The organism is Flavobacterium sp. (assembly GCF_036759525.1).
In the GTDB taxonomy this organism is placed as follows: Bacteria; Bacteroidota; Bacteroidia; order Flavobacteriales; family Flavobacteriaceae; genus Flavobacterium.
In genome coordinates, this window is the sequence record NZ_DAIOUN010000002.1 from 214,397 (window position 1) to 231,447 (window position 17,051).

The window sequence follows — 17,051 nt, forward strand, 5'->3', positions numbered from 1 at the left end:
GACTTTGTACCTTTGCAGCAGTCAACATTTACAGATGCTCACAACAGCTTTTTCGAGATACATCAATAATTTTCGTGGTTTTACGAGAGAAATTTGGATACTAACGATTATAACCTTCATTAATCGTGCCGGTACAATGGTGTTACCTTTTCTATCCAAATACTTGAAAGAAGATTTAGAATTCAGTTACCAACAAGTGGGTTGGATAATGGTTTGCTTTGGTTCAGGTTCGATGATAGGTTCATGGGTTGGCGGAAAGTTAGCAGATAAGATTGGTTTTTATAAAGTCATGATTTTCAGTTTGATGAGTACCGGATTATTGCTGTTTATTTTTCCTTTTATAACTGAGTTTTCAACACTTTGTATGGCTTGGTTTTTTGTGATGATTATTGCCGACATGTTTCGACCGGCCATGTTTGTTTCATTAGGTGCTTATGCCAAACCTGAAAACCGAACCAGAGCTTTAACTCTAGTGCGATTGGCCGTAAATTTAGGATTTGCAGCCGGACCTGCTTTAGGAGGTTTAATCATTATGAATTTGGGGTATGCCGGCTTATTTTATGTGGATGGCGGAACCTGTATTTTAGCTATTTCCATTTTTTGGCTTTTGGTAAAAGAAAAGAAAAAACCAATTGTGGAACACATTGATACATTTGATGAGCCAAGAAGATCAGTTTTCAAAGACCGTCCGTTTTGGGTGTTTTTGTTTGTGAGTTTTGTGACGGGTATGATTTTCTTTCAATTGTTTACTACTCTTCCCTTGTATAACAACGAGCAATATGGCTTGACTGAGTTTGAAATCGGGTTGTTAATGACTTTAAATGGTTTTCTGGTTTTTCTTTTAGAAATGCCGATAGTGAGCTATTTTGAACGAACCAAAGTCAATAAAATGAAAATTGTACTATTGGGTTCTTTGTGCATGGCATTAGGATTTTATGCTCTGCTTATCAATGTTTGGGCCGGAATTTTAGTGATTAACATTTTGTTTTTGACTTTTGGGGAAATGTTTGCTTTTCCTTTTTCTAACTCTTTTGCATTAAGTCGAGCTCCAAGAGGACATGAAGGCAGATATATGGCGTTATACACGATGACGTTTAGTTTGGCTCATATTGTGAGTTCCAAAATGGGTATGCAACTTATTGCAGTTTATGGTTATCAAGTGAATTGGTTGGTAATGGGGACTTGTGGAATGGTGGCTGTTTTGTGTTCGATTTGGGTGATAAAAATGGTAAAGCAAGAATAAAAAAAAACGCACTTGAAAAGTGCGTTTGTGTTAAATTAAATTTGATTATCCAATTTCAATCATTCGTTTGGGTTTGGGAAGAGCTTCTTCTCTTTTGGGGAGTGTAATGTGAAGAACCCCATTTTCGTAGGTTGCGTTAATATCGTACTCATTAACAATATCGGGCAAAGTGAAAGCACGTTTGAATGAAGAGTAGCTAAATTCTTTACGGGTATATTTACCTTCTTTATCTTTTTCTTCGTTTTCGGTACTAGCTTCAGAAGAAATTGTCAAAACATTATCATCCAATTCAATGTTAAAGTCTTCTTTTCTTTTACCGGGAGCAGCCAATTCTACTACAAAATTGGTTTCAGTTTCTTTGATGTTAACAGCTGGTACATTCAAATTAAAGCGTTCCATTCCACCCATCCAGTCGGGTTTCAAAAATTCATCAATTAATGAAGGAAACGCAAATCGGTTGTTTGTTTTTACTAGTGTCATGGTTTAAAATATTTAAATTAAACATTCTTTTCATGATACTCTTAAACAAAAAACACACCAAACAGATTTTTACCGCCAGAATGACATTTTTACAAAAAAAAGGAGTCAAATTTTCATATTTACCACCTGTTAAACAGGCAGTTAACAGACATTTTTTCAGTAAAGCTATACTTAATTACTATCTCTTGAAACCCTAATTATGCTGTTCTTTAAAAATACCTAAAAGTTTATCAGCTTCAATCATTCGTGAAGGTGATTTTTCCATCTCAAGCAACACTCTTTTTATGGCAAAAGGATTCAGCCCCAGCTTTAATCCTAAATGATACATAAATTCATGCTCTCTTTCGTGGTGATGGTTATCGCAATGCGAAAGCAAAGCCAATCTGTAAAAATGCTCAATCCGAGCAAACTCAGATTTGAGTACAAGCAACTCATTGGGAATAGAGAATAATTCTTGGAAATCTTCTGCTCTTACTTTAAGTTCTTCAGAAACCATTTTAATAAACTCATATTCTCGTTCATGCAATTGGCCATCTACTTTAGACAATTCTATCATGTCACCCAGCAGGCTTAGTTTTTCTTTATACGTTATCATTATTGGCTATTTTTGGCTAAATTAGTTTTTTCAAATATTTTTTCAAATTATGAAAGTTATTTTTTCACTCCTTTTAGTTGGCTTAGGTCTTTTTTGGATAAGTCAAAAAGCATTAGGCCAAAAACGATACAGCACTTTTGAAATAGAAGCACCTCAGCTTCAAGTTTCCAAAAAAATATGGATATATCTGCCTAAGGATTATGATAAAACTTCAAAAAAATATCCGGTTATATATATGCACGATGCTCAGAATTTATTTGATTCTGAGAAAGCTTTTGCCGGAGAATGGAAAGTAGATGAAACGCTTGACAGCTTAAAAATGGATGTCATTGTTATTGGAATTGAACATGGAAATGAAAAACGATTGGATGAACTTACTCCTTTTAAAAATGAAAAATACGGTGGTGGAAATGCCGATGCGTATTTAGATTTTATTGTTTCAACTTTAAAACCATATGTGGATTCAAAATACAGAACCAAATCTAAGGCCAAAAACACTACTATTTTTGGAAGTTCTTTGGGTGGATTGGTTTCTTTTTATGCCCTTTTAAAATATCCCAAAACCTTTGGAAATGCAGGGGTATTCTCCCCTTCTTTTTGGTTTTCTAATGAAATTTACGAATACGCCAAGAAGGCCAAAAAATCAAAAGCCAAAATCTATTTTCTATGTGGTGATAGCGAAAGTGAAGATATGGTAGCAGACATGCAACGAATGACCGCAATTATGTCTGAAAACCGTTGTGATTGCAAACATTTAACCCAAGAAGTTATAGTAAAAAACGGACGTCACAATGAAAAGATGTGGAGTGAACAGTTTGGAAAAGCGGTTTTGTGGCTATTGAAATAGTTGAAAAAGTTACGTATGGCAGGTTTCTAGCTATGGGTTTTCTATGAATAAATGGTTAAAACAATATTTACTTTGTACCTTTACAGCAGAATTAAAAACTCAGAAACTTAGAAAAAAATGAACAACAACGATATATTTAAAAAATTACGAGTGGCCTTGCAATTACGTGATGATCAAATTGTAGAAATTTTACAACTGGTAGATTTTAGAATTTCCAAAGCTGAGTTAGGTGCTTTTTTTAGAAATGCCGATCACCCCAATTATATGGAATGTGGAGATCAAGTATTACGAAATTTTTTAAACGGATTGGTTATTCATCTTAGGGGAACAAAAGAAAATCCAAAAAATCCAAATGACGTACTAAAAAGTCACAAACCGGTTCAAAGTCCAAAAACAGAAATAAAAAAACAATCCAAACCCATTTCAAAGTCGAAACCTTCTTTTAAAAAGAAAACCGAGAAAAAAATTGAAATTGTTGAGAAAGTAAAATTTAAAAACGGAAAACCCAGAAAGAAAGAATAAAAAAAGTCCTGAATTTTCATTCAGGACTTTTTTGATATCTCAATTTGACTGTTTTACGAAAGGGCAGCTTTAACTTGATCGGCAGCTTCTTGAAACTGAACCGCAGATAAAATTGGCATTCCTGAGTTGTCAATCAATTCTTTTGCGATTTCGGCATTTGTACCTTGCAAACGAACAATAATAGGAACTTTTATAGCATCTCCCATATTTTTATAGGCATCTACTACACCTTGTGCAACACGATCACAACGAACAATTCCACCAAATATATTGATCAAAATAGCTTTTACGTTTGGATCTTTTAAAATAATTCGAAATGCTGTTTCCACACGTTTTGCATCTGCTGTTCCACCTACATCCAAAAAGTTAGCCGGTTCGTACCCTGCATATTTAATCAAATCCATGGTTGCCATTGCTAAACCAGCACCATTAACCATGCATCCTACTGTACCATCTAGGTCAACATAATTTAAACCAACTTCTTTGGCTTCAACTTCAATTGGATTTTCTTCACGAACATCACGCATATCAGCTATTTTGGGTTGTCTGTAAAGTGCGTTATCGTCTATATTAACTTTAGCATCTACAGCCATAATCTTATTGTCTGATGTTTTTAAAACAGGATTGATTTCAAACATTGAAGCATCAGAACCTATATATGCATTGTATAACGCATGAACAAATTGAACCATTTCTTTAAAAGCCGTTCCTGATAATCCTAAATTAAATGCAATTCTTCTGGCTTGAAACCCTTGAAGACCAACAGTAGGATCAATTTCTTCGGTAAAAATTAAATGCGGTGTGTGCTCAGCCACTTCTTCGATATCCATACCTCCCTCTGTAGAATACATAATCATATTTCTACCGGTAGCACGATTTAATAAAACCGACATATAAAATTCTGAGGTTTCACTCTCTCCGGGATAGTAAACATCTTCGGCAATTAAAACCTTGTGAACCTTCTTACCTTCGGCAGAAGTTTGAGGCGTAATCAATTGCATTCCTATGATTTGCTCAGCCAATTCTTCAACCTGTTGAAGGTTTTTAGCCAATTTTACACCGCCTCCTTTTCCACGTCCACCGGCGTGAATTTGGGCTTTGATAACATGCCATCCGGTTCCGGTTTCGGCAGTTAATTGTTTGGCTGCAGCTACGGCTTCAACGGGGCTGTTTGCTACAATTCCACGTTGAATTCTAACTCCATAACTCGCTAAAATTTCTTTTCCTTGGTATTCGTGAATATTCATAATAAAGATGCTTTATCTGTTTAAAAAGTGCCACAAAAATAGCAAACAATTTCCTAATAGCATTTAATTTTATCGTTTTTATTCCATAAAAAAATGTCAATTTAGTATAGTTCATCAATCAAATAGATAAGCATTTAAAGTAGGGAATCTTATTTATGTTATAATTATAACAAATTGTTATTTATTGTGAATTATCCGTTTTTTCTTGGATTCATAGGTTATCAAAACTTAGATTTGCACCAAAAAAAAAGATGAACCACAGCGATTTACTTCAAATAGCAGAAACATTCGGAAGTCCAACCTATGTATATGATGCAACTAAAATTGAAAATCAGTACCACCGATTAGTTGGAGCTTTTTCAAAAGTAGAAAGACTTCGCATTCATTATGCAGTTAAAGCTTTATCCAATATAACCATTTTGAAACTTTTCAAAAAATTAGGAGCCGGTTTAGATACGGTTTCCATACAAGAAGTGCATCTGGGCTTGAAAGCAGGTTTTGAACCTGCTCACATTATATTTACTCCCAACGGGGTTTCTATGGATGAGATTGAAGCTGTAGCAGCATTGGGTGTCCAAATTAACATTGACAATTTATCTATTTTAGAACAATTTGGCACAAAAAATCCACAGATTCCGGTTTGTATAAGAATCAATCCGCATGTTATGGCGGGTGGAAACACCAATATATCGGTAGGTCATATAGATAGTAAATTTGGAATTTCTATACATCAATTACCGCATCTTTTGCGAATTGTTGAAAACACCGGAATGCATATTAACGGTATTCACATGCACACCGGTTCTGACATTTTAGATATTGATGTTTTTTTATATGCCGCAGAAATCCTTTTTGAAACAGCAAAGCATTTTAAAACGTTGGATTTTATTGATTTTGGTAGCGGGTTCAAGGTTCCTTATAAAAAAGATGACATAGAAACCAATGTAGAAGAATTAGGTAAAAAATTAACAAAACGATTCAATCTTTTTGAAAAAGATTATGGAAGACCCTTAACTTTAGCTTTTGAACCCGGAAAATTCCTGGTAAGTGAATCGGGTTATTTTTTAGCCACAGTGAATGTTGTGAAACAGACTACTTCGACTGTTTTTGCAGGAATTGACAGTGGATTTAACCACTTAATCAGACCCATGCTTTATGGTTCCTACCATCATATAGAAAACATTTCAAATCCCAAAGGGAAAGAACGCTTTTATTCGGTTGTAGGATACATTTGTGAAACCGATACTTTTGCCAATAACAGAAGAATTTCTGAAATTAAAGAAGGAGATATTTTATGTTTTAAAAATGCGGGGGCTTATTGTTTTTCTATGGCCTCCAATTACAATTCCAGATTTAAACCGGCCGAAGTTTTATGGTACGATTCAAAAGCGATTCTCATTAGAGAGCGGGAAACTTTGGATGATATTCTAAAAGGACAACCTGAAATTCAATTGTAAAAAATAACTAACTCAACCTTGAAAGAGTCAAGTCTTCGGATTTGGCTCTTTTCCTTTTAAATTAATAGTATATTAACGCTACCCTAAATTCATTTTAGTATTTTTGAAAAAAATAAATTCATGAATCGCAGGAAATTTTTCAAAAACGGTACTCTTTTTACTTTGGGAACTACCCTTTTGAATCCGTTTGAAGGTTATACCAAAAATACAACAGATGCTTTTACAACTAAAGGCAAAAAAGCTAAGAATATCATTTTTTTGGTAAGTGATGGGATGAGCTCGGGAACCCTAAATATGGCCGATTTGTATCTTTCAAGAAAAAACGGTGTTGGTTCCAATTGGCTCAATTTATATAGAGAAAACAAAATTACTCGGGCTTTAATGGATATGGCTTCGGCATCGTCTATTGTTACTGATTCGGCTGCAGCAAGTTCTTCATGGGGAAGTGGATTTCGGGTAAAAAACGGTTCATTGAACACCGGTGTAAATGGTGAAGTTTACCTTCCTATTTGGCAAAAATTCAAAAAAGCCGGAAAAATGGCAGGTTGTGTTACAACAGTACCAATAACGCATGCTACTCCAGCCGGATTTTGTGTAAATAGCAAGAGTCGAAACAGTCAAGATGACATAGCCGAAAGTTATTTGGAGATACAATTTGATATCTTAATGGGTGGAGGCAATACTTATTTTGATCCTACCAAAAGAAAAGATAAAAAAGATATGTTGGCTTCTTTTCAATCAAAAGGGTATCAAGTAGTAAAAACCCGAAGTGAAATGCTAAATGCTTCACCTGAAAAACCCATTTTAGGCGTGTTTTTTGACGATGGCCTACCCTATAGTATTGACAGAGAAAACATTAAAGATTTGGCCAACACCATTCCTACACTAGCAGAAATGACCCAAAAAGCTATTGATAGAATGAAAAATCATAAAAACGGATTTGTTTTACAAGTAGAAGCCGGAAAAGTAGATTGGGCAGCACATGCCAATGATATTGGTGGTCTACTTTATGACCAAATCGCATTTGATGAAGCGGTAAAAATTGCACTTGATTTTGCAGAAAAAGATAAAGAAACATTAGTTGTAATTACAACCGATCACGGAAATGCCAATCCCGGAATCATATACGGCAAAAATGCCAATTCTAATTTTGACTCCATTCAAAATTTCAAACATACCAATGAATGGATTTTAAATGGATTTACACCCGAATCTACTATATCACAAATAAAAGAACGGGTAGAATTTGCAAACGGTTTTGTACTTACTACAGAAGAAGCTCAAACACTTCAAAGTTTTTATACCGGTTTACAAAAACAAGAAGACGGATTGTACAATTATAAAAATTTACCTTATAAAGTTTTTGCCGAAATGCAAAAAAACAGAACTTCAGTGGGATGGATTAGTATGGATCATTCTGCAGACTTCACTGAATTAGCCTTATATGGACCCGGAAGTGAAAAATTAAAACCTTTTATAAAAAATACCGACTTGCATTACTTTTTGCTAACAGCGTCAGAAGTAGAAAATACATTTTAAATAAAACACCCCAAATCGTTTTTGAACTTTTGGGGTGTTTTTTTTATTCTTCCAATTTACGTCTCGCTCTCTCTTTCTTAAGTAACATTAGTTCTCTACTGGTTTGACCGGCAACAGAAGTGTTTTCTTCTGCTCTTCGAATTAAATAAGGCATTACATCTCGAACGGGTCCAAACGGTAAATACTTAGCGACATTATACCCGTGAGCCGCCAAATTGTAACTAATGTTATCACTCATCCCATAAAGTTGTCCAAACCAAATGCGTTTATCTTGACTTGCCAAACCTTTTAATTGCATCAATTCAATTAATTTATAAGAACTAATCTCATTGTGAGTTCCTGCAAAAAGGGCCATTCTATCGATATTTTCTATCATGTAGGCAACAGCGGCATCGAAATTGGCATCTGAGGCTTGCTTGCTCGAACAAATAGGTGTTAAATATCCTTTTTCTTCCGCTCTTTTATTTTCTTTTTCCATGTAAGCACCCCGAACCAGTTTCATACCTATATAAAATCCGTCTTGCTGAGCTTGCTGATGTAATTTTTTAAGATAATCCAATCTATCCCAACGATACATCTGTAGTGTGTTAAAAACAATTGCTTTGTGCGTGTTGTACTTTTTCATGAGTTGAGCCACCAAATCATCGGCGGCATCTTGCATCCAGCTTTCTTCGGCATCAATAAGAAGAGGCACATCTTTTTCATAAGCCTGTTTGCATACTGTATCATACCTGGCAACTACTCTATTCCATTCTTCTTGCTCTTCTGCAGTCAATTCTTTTTTTTCTCCAACTTTGGTATATAAATCCAAACGTCCGAAACCAGTCGGTTTGAAAACGGCAAAAGGTATAGCTTGTTTTTCTTTGGCAAAATCAATGATTTTTAAAGTTTTTTGCATGGCCGCATCAAATTCGCTTTCTTCCTCTTTTCCTTCTACCGAATAATCTAAAACAGAACAAACCCCTTTGGTAAACATTCGCTCCATAACCGGCATACAATCGTCTTCACTTACTCCCCCACAAAAATGATCAAAAACCGAAGCTCTTATTAAACCTTCTACCGGTAAATGTGCTTTTAGAGCGAAATTGGTAACGGCTGTTCCAATTCGTACCAATGGTTCACTATCAATCATTTTAAACAAAAAATAGGCTCTATCTAATTCAGTATCACTTTTAAGAGCAAAAGCAATTTGCGTATTGTCGAAATATTTTTCCATGAATTTTTGAAAATAATACAGCAAAGATAAGCACTCTTTGAGAATCTTATACTTTTTTTGACTTAATTTGTATCTGCTTTTTTAAAGTATCAAAAATTACATTTATTTGATTTTTTATCTATCTCGTTTTACAATATGCAAACAATACAATCCTCAAATTATGCTATTTACTTCAATGAAAAAGGGTACTCTTATTTGAATAATGAATTGAAAATTTCAAAATATTCCAAAGTTTTTATCCTTTGTGATAGTCATACATATGAATATTGTTTACCTTATTTTCTCTCTCTTTTAGAAACTGATATTCCCTTGGAAATTGTTGAAATAGAACCCGGTGAAGCTCAAAAAACTATTGAAACCTGTGTTCAATTGTGGAATGCATTATCAGAATTAGGTGGAGATCGCAAATCGGTTTTAATATCTTTGGGTGGTGGAGTTTTAACAGATATTGGAGGTTTTGTTGCCTGTACTTTCAAGAGAGGAATAGAATTTATTCACATTCCTACCACTCTTTTGGCTATGGTAGATGCTGCGGTTGGTGGTAAAAACGGAGTAGATTTAGGACATCTAAAAAACCAAATTGGCGTCATTTCAAATCCAAAAGCGGTTTTAATAGACACTCAATTTTTAGAAACTTTACCCCCACAACAAATGCGATCCGGTTTTGCAGAAATGCTAAAACACGGATTAATAGCAGACCAAACGTATTGGGAAACTCTACAAAACTTTTCTGAACTTACTACTTCAAATTTGGATGAATTAATTTACCGATCTGTTGAAATAAAAAATACCATTGTATTGATGGACCCAACCGAAAATGGAATACGAAAAGCTCTAAATTTTGGACATACTTTGGGACATGCCATAGAAAGTTATTTACTGGAAAACCCAGAGAGAAGCTTGCTACACGGGGAAGCCATAGCTGTAGGAATGGTTTTGGAGAGCTATATTTCGTTAAAGAAAAACAAAATTTCCTACGATGACTACATTGAAATCAAAGAGTTCATACATTCTGTATTTGGAAGAATTTCTTTTAGCCATTCGGATATTGAAAATATCATCAAACTATTAATCCACGATAAAAAAAATGAATATGGAACAATTCAGTTTGTTTTGCTCAACGGGATAGGCACTGTTACCTACAATGAGCAAGTACCCGATTCTTTTTTGTGGGAAGCATTTGAAGACTATAAAAGATAACATTTTTTTTAAGTCATCGTTTGCATTTGGGTTATATTATTTTTTACATTTGCCACGATGAAAAATACTAAAAATAAAACTGAAATTTCTGTTTGTCTCAACAAGCAGAATTGGGTTTTGAACCGTTTTCTAAAAAAAACTACAGCAACCCAAAATGTATTGGTATTAGACACTTCTCAAAATTCATTTTTGTTTCATGAAAAACTGCAAATTATTTTTGCAAATATTAGAGTTTGAAAATTAGATTATTGATTTTTTTAATTTATCTTTAAACTAATATACTGAAATTTAAATGAATACAAAATATTTCGACTTAATCAATCAAACTTTTTATTTTCCTCAGGAAGAATTTACTTTAAACAAAGACAATTTACAGTTTCACAATATTGATTTAATGAAAATTGTAGAGCAATACGGTACTCCTCTCAAGTTTACCTATTTGCCTCAAATTTCAAATAATATCAATCGTGCTAAGGGTTGGTTTCGAAAAGCAATGGAAAAAAATAAGTATGATGCCAAATACTACTATTGCTATTGTACCAAAAGTTCGCACTTTAGTTTTATAATGAATGAGGCTTTCAAAAACAACATTCATATTGAAACTTCATCGGCATTTGACATCAATATTGTTGAAAATTTGATGGCCGAAGGTAAAATCAATAAAAACACCTATGTGGTTTGTAATGGTTTTAAACGCGAACAGTATATTGATAACATTGCCCGATTGATCAATAACGGTCATTCTAAAACCATTCCGGTTATTGACAATTTTGAAGAATTGGATTTGTTACAAGAAAAAATAGATGGTAAGTTTAAAATTGGTATCCGAATAGCTGCAGAAGAGGAACCCAAATTTGAGTTCTATACTTCGCGATTGGGTATTGGATATAAAAATATAGTTCCCTTTTACCGAAAACAAATTGAAGAAAATAAAAAAGTGGAACTCAAAATGTTGCATTTTTTTATCAATACCGGCATTAGAGACACCGCTTATTATTGGAATGAGCTATTAAAATGTATGAAAGTTTATGTGGCACTAAAAAAAGAATGCCCAACTCTTGATAGTTTGAACATTGGTGGTGGATTTCCTATAAAAAATTCATTGGCATTTGAATACGATTACCAATATATGATAGACGAGATTATCAATCAAATCAAAATAGCCTGTGAAGAAGCCGAAGTAGATGTACCTAATATTTTTACCGAATTTGGGTCGTTCACTGTGGGTGAAAGTGGAGGAGCAATCTATCAAGTATTGTATCAAAAGCAACAAAATGATCGAGAAAAATGGAATATGATTGACTCTTCTTTCATAACAACTTTACCCGATACTTGGGCAATAAACAAACGTTTTGTAATGTTGGCCATTAACCGCTGGAACGATACCTACGAAAGAGTTCTTCTTGGAGGTCTTACCTGCGATAGCGATGATTACTACAATTCTGAGCAAAACATGAATGCGGTTTATTTACCCAAATACAATAAAGAAAAACCGTTGTATATTGGTTTTTTCAACACGGGTGCTTATCAAGAAACCATTGGAGGTTTTGGCGGTTTACACCATTGTTTGATTCCGCAACCCAAACACATACTTATTGACCGAGACGAAAATGGTATTTTGGCTACAGAAGTTTTCTCTGAACAACAAAGTGCCGATCAAGTCTTATCTATTTTAGGATACGGAAAAAAATAAATTTTTAGCTACAAAAGAATTTGACTTTTCATAAAAAAAGTTTTTCTTTGAGCAGTCTATGAATAAATAGCAAATACACTATATAAAATGAGCAAAGGACCTATTAGTCAATTTATTGAGAAAAATTATCTTCATTTCAATGCCGCTGCACTAGTTGATGCTGCCAAAGGCTATGAACAACATTTACTTGAAAACGGTAAAATGATGATTACCCTAGCCGGTGCAATGAGTACAGCCGAATTGGGAAAATCATTAGCCGAAATGATTCGTCAGGACAAAGTACACATAATTTCATGTACCGGTGCCAATTTGGAAGAAGATATTATGAACCTTGTTGCTCATAACTCCTACAAAAGAGTTCCTAATTACAGAGATTTGAGTCCGCAAGAGGAATGGGATTTATTGGAAAACCATTACAATAGAGTAACTGATACTTGTATACCAGAAGAAGAAGCATTTAGACGTTTGCAGTCGCACTTGTATGACATTTGGAATAATGCAGATTCAAAAGGAGAGCGATATTTCCCCCATGAATTTATGTATCAAATGATTAATTCGGGTGTATTAAAGCAATATTACGAAATTGACCCCAAAGACTCATGGATGGTAGCAGCTGCCGAAAAAAACTTACCTATTGTTGTTCCAGGATGGGAAGATAGCACCATGGGTAACATTTTTGCCTCCTATTGCATTAAAGGTGAATTCAAACCAACCACCATGAAAAGTGGTATTGAATACATGATGTGGTTGGCAGATTGGTATCCAAAAAATTCAACAGGTAAAGGAGTAGGCTTTTTCCAAATTGGTGGAGGAATTGCCGGTGATTTCCCAATTTGTGTAGTACCTATGCTCTATCAAGACATGGAAATGCACGATATCCCGTTTTGGAGTTATTTTTGTCAAATTTCTGATTCAACCACAAGTTACGGCTCCTACTCAGGTGCTGTGCCAAACGAAAAAATAACTTGGGGTAAACTCGATATAACCACACCCAAATTTATCATAGAATCCGATGCTACCATTGTAGCCCCATTAATATTTGCTTACTTACTTGATTTATAACAGATTTTTTTATGAGAAGAATTATTGTTGACTATGCCAAACTTACCAATGATATCTTATCCTTATTGGTGGAAAAATTCCCAGATGGATATGAGGATACCGATATTATTCGTTTTAGAAATGCACAAAACGAATTGGTAGAAGCCGTTGAAGTGCGTACAGAGGATACCATTTACTTAGTGAAAGTAAGTAAAAAACTGGCTACTCGTATTGAAAACTTTGAAGAAGACGACGATTTAGATGTAGAAGTTGAAACAATTGCTCCGGTAAAAGGACTCGATTTAGACGACGATATCGATGAAGTTGATGTTGATGAAGAAGATGAAGATGCTCCTTCTGACGATGATGCTGAAGTAGATTTATTGAAAGATGCCGGTGGCTCTGACGACGATGACGATGACGATGATTTTGAAGATGAACCTTCTGATGAAGATGACGAAGACGACGATTATTAATAATAAAAAGGAGCTCCTAAAGCTCCTTTTTTAATTCAAATATCTTTCACGGATTATTTTTTCATGATGCTTCTGATGGCCAATACAAATAAAACCAATGGCACGGACAGATACCGATTTTTCTGAAGCTATTCCCAATTGAGTGAGTTGTTCTTGGGTAAATGTTTTAAATAAAAGAGATGTCGTTTTACGAACTAATTCAAACTCCTCCAGTAGTTCTGCTAAGCTTCTACTATTTGCCTGTGCGGTACTTACATACTTGTTTTCATCAAAACCGGGCAAAGGGGTTGAGTCATTTCGAGCAATTCGCAAGGCTCTGTACGCAAAAATACGTTCGGCATCAATTACATGTTGTATTATATCTTTAATTGTCCATTTACCTTCAGCATAGCGATATTCGTACTTTTCTTCGGGTATGGATTTTAAAAAATCAAGAAAACTTTTCAATGAAAACTGTAATTCACTCAATAAATCAACATCGCCTAAGGCTTCAAGGTAAGGTTTATAATAAAGGGCATATTCCATGGGCTGTAATTCTGTTGATTTCATCTTATCTATTTATTTGATAAACCATTTAATCTTTTTTAAACTTGAAAACCTTGAAAATGATTCTTTTTCCTAAAATTTTAAAACTTATTAGGCCGAATTCCTACTTGCGTTAATATTACCAAACAAGGAACGAGTTACAATTTTTTCATAAATCTCCAATCGTTTCAAATCGGGATTTTTCTGTTTCTTTATTTCGTTTATTTTCAAAAGAGCATATTGCTGTATCGTTAATAAAGGTAAAACAATTTGTTCTCTAATTTCAATTGAAGCTTTACCGTCGGGATAATTTTCCATTAATTCGGTAAATCCGGATAATTTTAACAACAACCGTTTGGTTTCCAAATATTCATCGTAAATAATTTGCCAAAACGAACCAAACTCTTCATCTTTTTGCATGTAGGCGGTTAAAGGGAAAAACGATTTACACAAAGCCATCATACTATTTTCCATTAACGTTTTGAAAAAAAGAGAATTTTGATACAATTGACTCACTTTATCCCATTGATTGGTTTCTTCAAAATATTTCAAAGCGGTCCCTACACCAAAAAAACCGGGTACATTTTGTTTTAATTGACTCCATGACCCTACAAAAGGAATAGCTCTCAAATCGTTAAAATCTAACTTTTCAGATTTACTTCGTTTAGAGGGTCGGCTTCCAATATTGGTCTTTGCATAATAATTTAAGGTACTCATTTGTTCCAAATACGGAATAAATTTTGGATGCTGTTTGAAATTTAAATAGGCCTCGTAACTCAATTGCGACAATTGATTTAAAACTTCATAATCCAATGGAGACAATTTTACGAGTCCGTTATTAAAAACTCTATTGGTCACACCGGCACTTAACAAATTTTCCAAGTTATATCTGCACGAATCTAAAGTTCCAAAATTTGAACTAATGGTTTGTCCTTGAACTGTTATTTGAATTTGCTTATTTTCAATTTCCGATCCTAATGATGCATAAAACTTATGGGTTTTCCCACCTCCACGAGCCGGAGGTCCTCCTCTCCCATCAAAAAACAGAACTTCAATACCGTATTTCATAGAAATAGCGGTTAAACTTTCTTTGGCTTTATAAATACTCCAATTGGCCATCAAATACCCACCGTCTTTTGTACCGTCTGAAAAGCCCAACATTACGGTTTGAACATTATTTCTGTTTTTGAGATGTTCTCGGTATCGTTTATTGGTGTAAAGCTGTTCCATAATTGAATCTGCAGCATGTAAATCTACCACCGATTCAAATAAGGGTACAATATCTACTGAGGGATTTTCCCAACCGCATAATTGAAACATGGCAAAAGTTTCCATAACATTTAGGGCACTTTCATTGTTACTGATAATGTAACGATTGCAACCCCATTCCCCATTTTTAGATTGGATGGTTTTCATTGCCAAAATAGAACTAACTGTAGAACATGTCAACTCGTTAGAAAAATTGGCTTCGGTTAAATTACTTTTTACATTTGAGAGTAATTCAAGTTTACTTTCCTCATCCAGTTCAAAATAATTTGATGGAAAAAGTGAATGTTCTTGATTTACAATGTCTTGAAAAACATTTTTGTGAATTTTACTGTTTTGACGAATGTCTAAAGTAGCAAAGTGAAATCCAAAAAGGTTAAACTTGCTGATTAACAAATCTACTTCATCCAAATATAACGACTGAAAATCTCTGACAATCAACAATCTGATTTTTTTCAAACCCTCATAAAACTCTTGAGGTGAGAGATAAATTTCACCTCTGGAATAAAAAACAGAGCGGTATAATTTGCTTTCCAAATCGGCTATAATAACATCTACCTCTTTGAATGTGAGTTTTCGTTTTAACCTTCTAATATCGGTATAGTAACATTTTAAAATCGAAGTGCGTAATCTATCGGCTACTTTAAGGGTGATTTCTGTAGTAACAAAAGGATTCCCATCTCTGTCTCCTCCGGGCCAAAATCCCAAATTAAAAATGGGATTGGTTAATTCTTCTCCTCCGTAAATGTTTTTTTGGATGTATTGTACCATATTGCCCAAAGTGGGATAAAACACGTTTTCGAGATACCAAATAAGGCTCACAGCCTCATCAAAAGGAGTGGGCTTTTCTTTCTTTATAAAGGGTGTTTTTCCCAATTGAGCCAATAATTGCTTAATTTGAATTAAATCATTATTTCGTAAAGCTTCTGTTAAGTCGGTAATAATACCCAAAACAGAACCGGGATAAAACTGAGTTGGATGAGCTGTAAGAACAGTACGTACCTTGAAGTGTTTTAGAAATGCTTTTAATTCCTTTACTTTGGTACGCTGTTCTGCTTTTTCTTTCATATCTCGTAACGAACCTCTACCTTCCATATGATTAACCACAGGAAAAGCAGCATCTTCGATAGCATCAAACAAAACAATTTGGCGTTCTACGTATTGAATAAAACGAAACATCAAATCGATTTTTTCATTTTCAGCGGGTTGATCCAAATATTTGGATGCGAAAAAATCAAATATTTCTTCGGGACTTTGCTGATTTTTAAAACCGTTTTCGCAAACTTCAGCAAATAAAGGTAAAAGTACTCCCGTATTATCAATAGCATCAAAAGGTAAAGTTATAAATACACTGTTGTAAATTTGAAATTTAGCTAACACATTTTGTTGGAAACGCTCAATTCTAGGAAGAGTATACATAAAAAACAGATTTAGCACTAAAATAAGAAATAATATTGAAGAAATAATTTGAATTTTAAACGAAATAAAAAACCCTCTCAGAATGGTATGAGAGGGTTCTTTATAAAGTAGGATTCGATTACATATTTTTAAAAATAGTATGCATCAATCGTTTTTTATCGTTAATACTTTCTTCCAAAGAAATCATAGTCTCTGTTCGGTATACACCGTCAATATCATCAATCATAAAAATAACATCTTTGGCATGTTTGGTATCTTTGGCTCTAATTTTACAAAAAATGTTGA

Annotated in this window: 16 protein-coding genes; 9 read left to right on the forward strand and 7 right to left on the reverse strand. The window is 34.2% G+C overall.

Translation table 11 applies throughout. The annotated features are described in order from the left end of the window. Positions 1–34: 34 nt before the first annotated feature. A complete protein-coding gene (locus V7M80_RS02700; RefSeq protein ID WP_333693852.1) occupies positions 35–1,243 on the forward strand; it encodes an MDR family MFS transporter in 1,209 nt (402 codons plus the stop codon). 45 nt (positions 1,244–1,288) lie between these two features. Here the strand turns inward: V7M80_RS02700 and V7M80_RS02705 are convergent, their stop codons facing one another. Together V7M80_RS02705 and V7M80_RS02710 are read right to left on the reverse strand one after the other, a co-directional pair. Continuing rightward, positions 1,289–1,723 (reverse strand): Hsp20/alpha crystallin family protein, encoded by a 435-nt coding sequence (locus V7M80_RS02705; protein ID WP_333693854.1) that lies wholly within the window; start codon positions 1,721–1,723, stop codon positions 1,289–1,291. Positions 1,724–1,916: 193 nt separating this feature from the next. Beyond that, the gene (locus V7M80_RS02710) at positions 1,917–2,318 is read right to left on the reverse strand and encodes a TerB family tellurite resistance protein (RefSeq protein ID WP_333693855.1); all 402 of its coding nucleotides are present in this window, start codon (positions 2,316–2,318) and stop codon (positions 1,917–1,919) included. Between the two features lie 49 nt (positions 2,319–2,367). Between V7M80_RS02710 and V7M80_RS02715 the strand changes: the two genes are divergently transcribed. Further along, on the forward strand, positions 2,368–3,165 hold the full coding sequence (locus tag V7M80_RS02715; RefSeq protein WP_333693856.1) for an alpha/beta hydrolase: 798 nt from the start codon (positions 2,368–2,370) through the stop codon (positions 3,163–3,165). Between the two features lie 117 nt (positions 3,166–3,282). Then, on the forward strand, positions 3,283–3,687 hold the full coding sequence (locus V7M80_RS02720; protein ID WP_333693858.1) for a DUF1456 family protein: 405 nt from the start codon (positions 3,283–3,285) through the stop codon (positions 3,685–3,687). 53 nt (positions 3,688–3,740) lie between these two features. Here the strand turns inward: V7M80_RS02720 and sucC are convergent, their stop codons facing one another. Continuing rightward, positions 3,741–4,934 (reverse strand): ADP-forming succinate--CoA ligase subunit beta, encoded by a 1,194-nt coding sequence (gene sucC, locus V7M80_RS02725; RefSeq protein ID WP_333693860.1) that lies wholly within the window; start codon positions 4,932–4,934, stop codon positions 3,741–3,743. A gap of 251 nt (positions 4,935–5,185) precedes the next feature. Here sucC and lysA point away from each other — a divergent pair, with 251 nt between their 5' ends. Together lysA and V7M80_RS02735 are read left to right on the forward strand one after the other, a co-directional pair. Next, positions 5,186–6,391, forward strand: a complete 1,206-nt coding sequence (lysA, locus tag V7M80_RS02730; RefSeq protein WP_333693861.1) for a diaminopimelate decarboxylase — start codon at positions 5,186–5,188, stop codon at positions 6,389–6,391. 120 nt (positions 6,392–6,511) lie between these two features. Continuing rightward, positions 6,512–7,930, forward strand: coding sequence for an alkaline phosphatase (locus tag V7M80_RS02735; protein WP_333693862.1), 1,419 nt, complete (start codon positions 6,512–6,514; stop codon positions 7,928–7,930). Between the two features lie 43 nt (positions 7,931–7,973). Here the strand turns inward: V7M80_RS02735 and V7M80_RS02740 are convergent, their stop codons facing one another. Then, positions 7,974–9,146 (reverse strand): proline dehydrogenase family protein, encoded by a 1,173-nt coding sequence (locus tag V7M80_RS02740; RefSeq protein ID WP_333693863.1) that lies wholly within the window; start codon positions 9,144–9,146, stop codon positions 7,974–7,976. A 135-nt stretch (positions 9,147–9,281) separates the two neighbouring features. Here V7M80_RS02740 and aroB point away from each other — a divergent pair, with 135 nt between their 5' ends. From aroB to V7M80_RS02760, 4 genes are all read left to right on the forward strand, one after another. Beyond that, positions 9,282–10,346, forward strand: a complete 1,065-nt coding sequence (gene aroB, locus V7M80_RS02745) for a 3-dehydroquinate synthase (protein WP_333693864.1) — start codon at positions 9,282–9,284, stop codon at positions 10,344–10,346. A gap of 292 nt (positions 10,347–10,638) precedes the next feature. Further along, positions 10,639–12,039, forward strand: coding sequence for an arginine decarboxylase (locus V7M80_RS02750; protein ID WP_333693865.1), 1,401 nt, complete (start codon positions 10,639–10,641; stop codon positions 12,037–12,039). 87 nt (positions 12,040–12,126) lie between these two features. After that, on the forward strand, positions 12,127–13,101 hold the full coding sequence (locus V7M80_RS02755; RefSeq protein ID WP_333693866.1) for a deoxyhypusine synthase family protein: 975 nt from the start codon (positions 12,127–12,129) through the stop codon (positions 13,099–13,101). Positions 13,102–13,112: 11 nt separating this feature from the next. Then, positions 13,113–13,556: a DNA primase gene (locus V7M80_RS02760; protein WP_333693867.1), complete on the forward strand. Its 444-nt coding sequence runs from the start codon at positions 13,113–13,115 to the stop codon at positions 13,554–13,556. A gap of 30 nt (positions 13,557–13,586) precedes the next feature. Here the strand turns inward: V7M80_RS02760 and V7M80_RS02765 are convergent, their stop codons facing one another. The 3 genes from V7M80_RS02765 to V7M80_RS02775 form a co-directional block, all read right to left on the reverse strand. Further along, complete coding sequence (locus V7M80_RS02765) at positions 13,587–14,105, reverse strand: DinB family protein (RefSeq protein ID WP_333693868.1); 519 nt, start codon at positions 14,103–14,105, stop codon at positions 13,587–13,589. Between the two features lie 87 nt (positions 14,106–14,192). Further along, the gene (locus V7M80_RS02770; protein ID WP_333693869.1) at positions 14,193–16,766 is read right to left on the reverse strand and encodes a phosphoenolpyruvate carboxylase; all 2,574 of its coding nucleotides are present in this window, start codon (positions 16,764–16,766) and stop codon (positions 14,193–14,195) included. Positions 16,767–16,884: 118 nt separating this feature from the next. Continuing rightward, positions 16,885–17,051: Lrp/AsnC ligand binding domain-containing protein (locus tag V7M80_RS02775; protein WP_333694003.1), on the reverse strand; the 167-nt coding region annotated here is incomplete at its 5' end.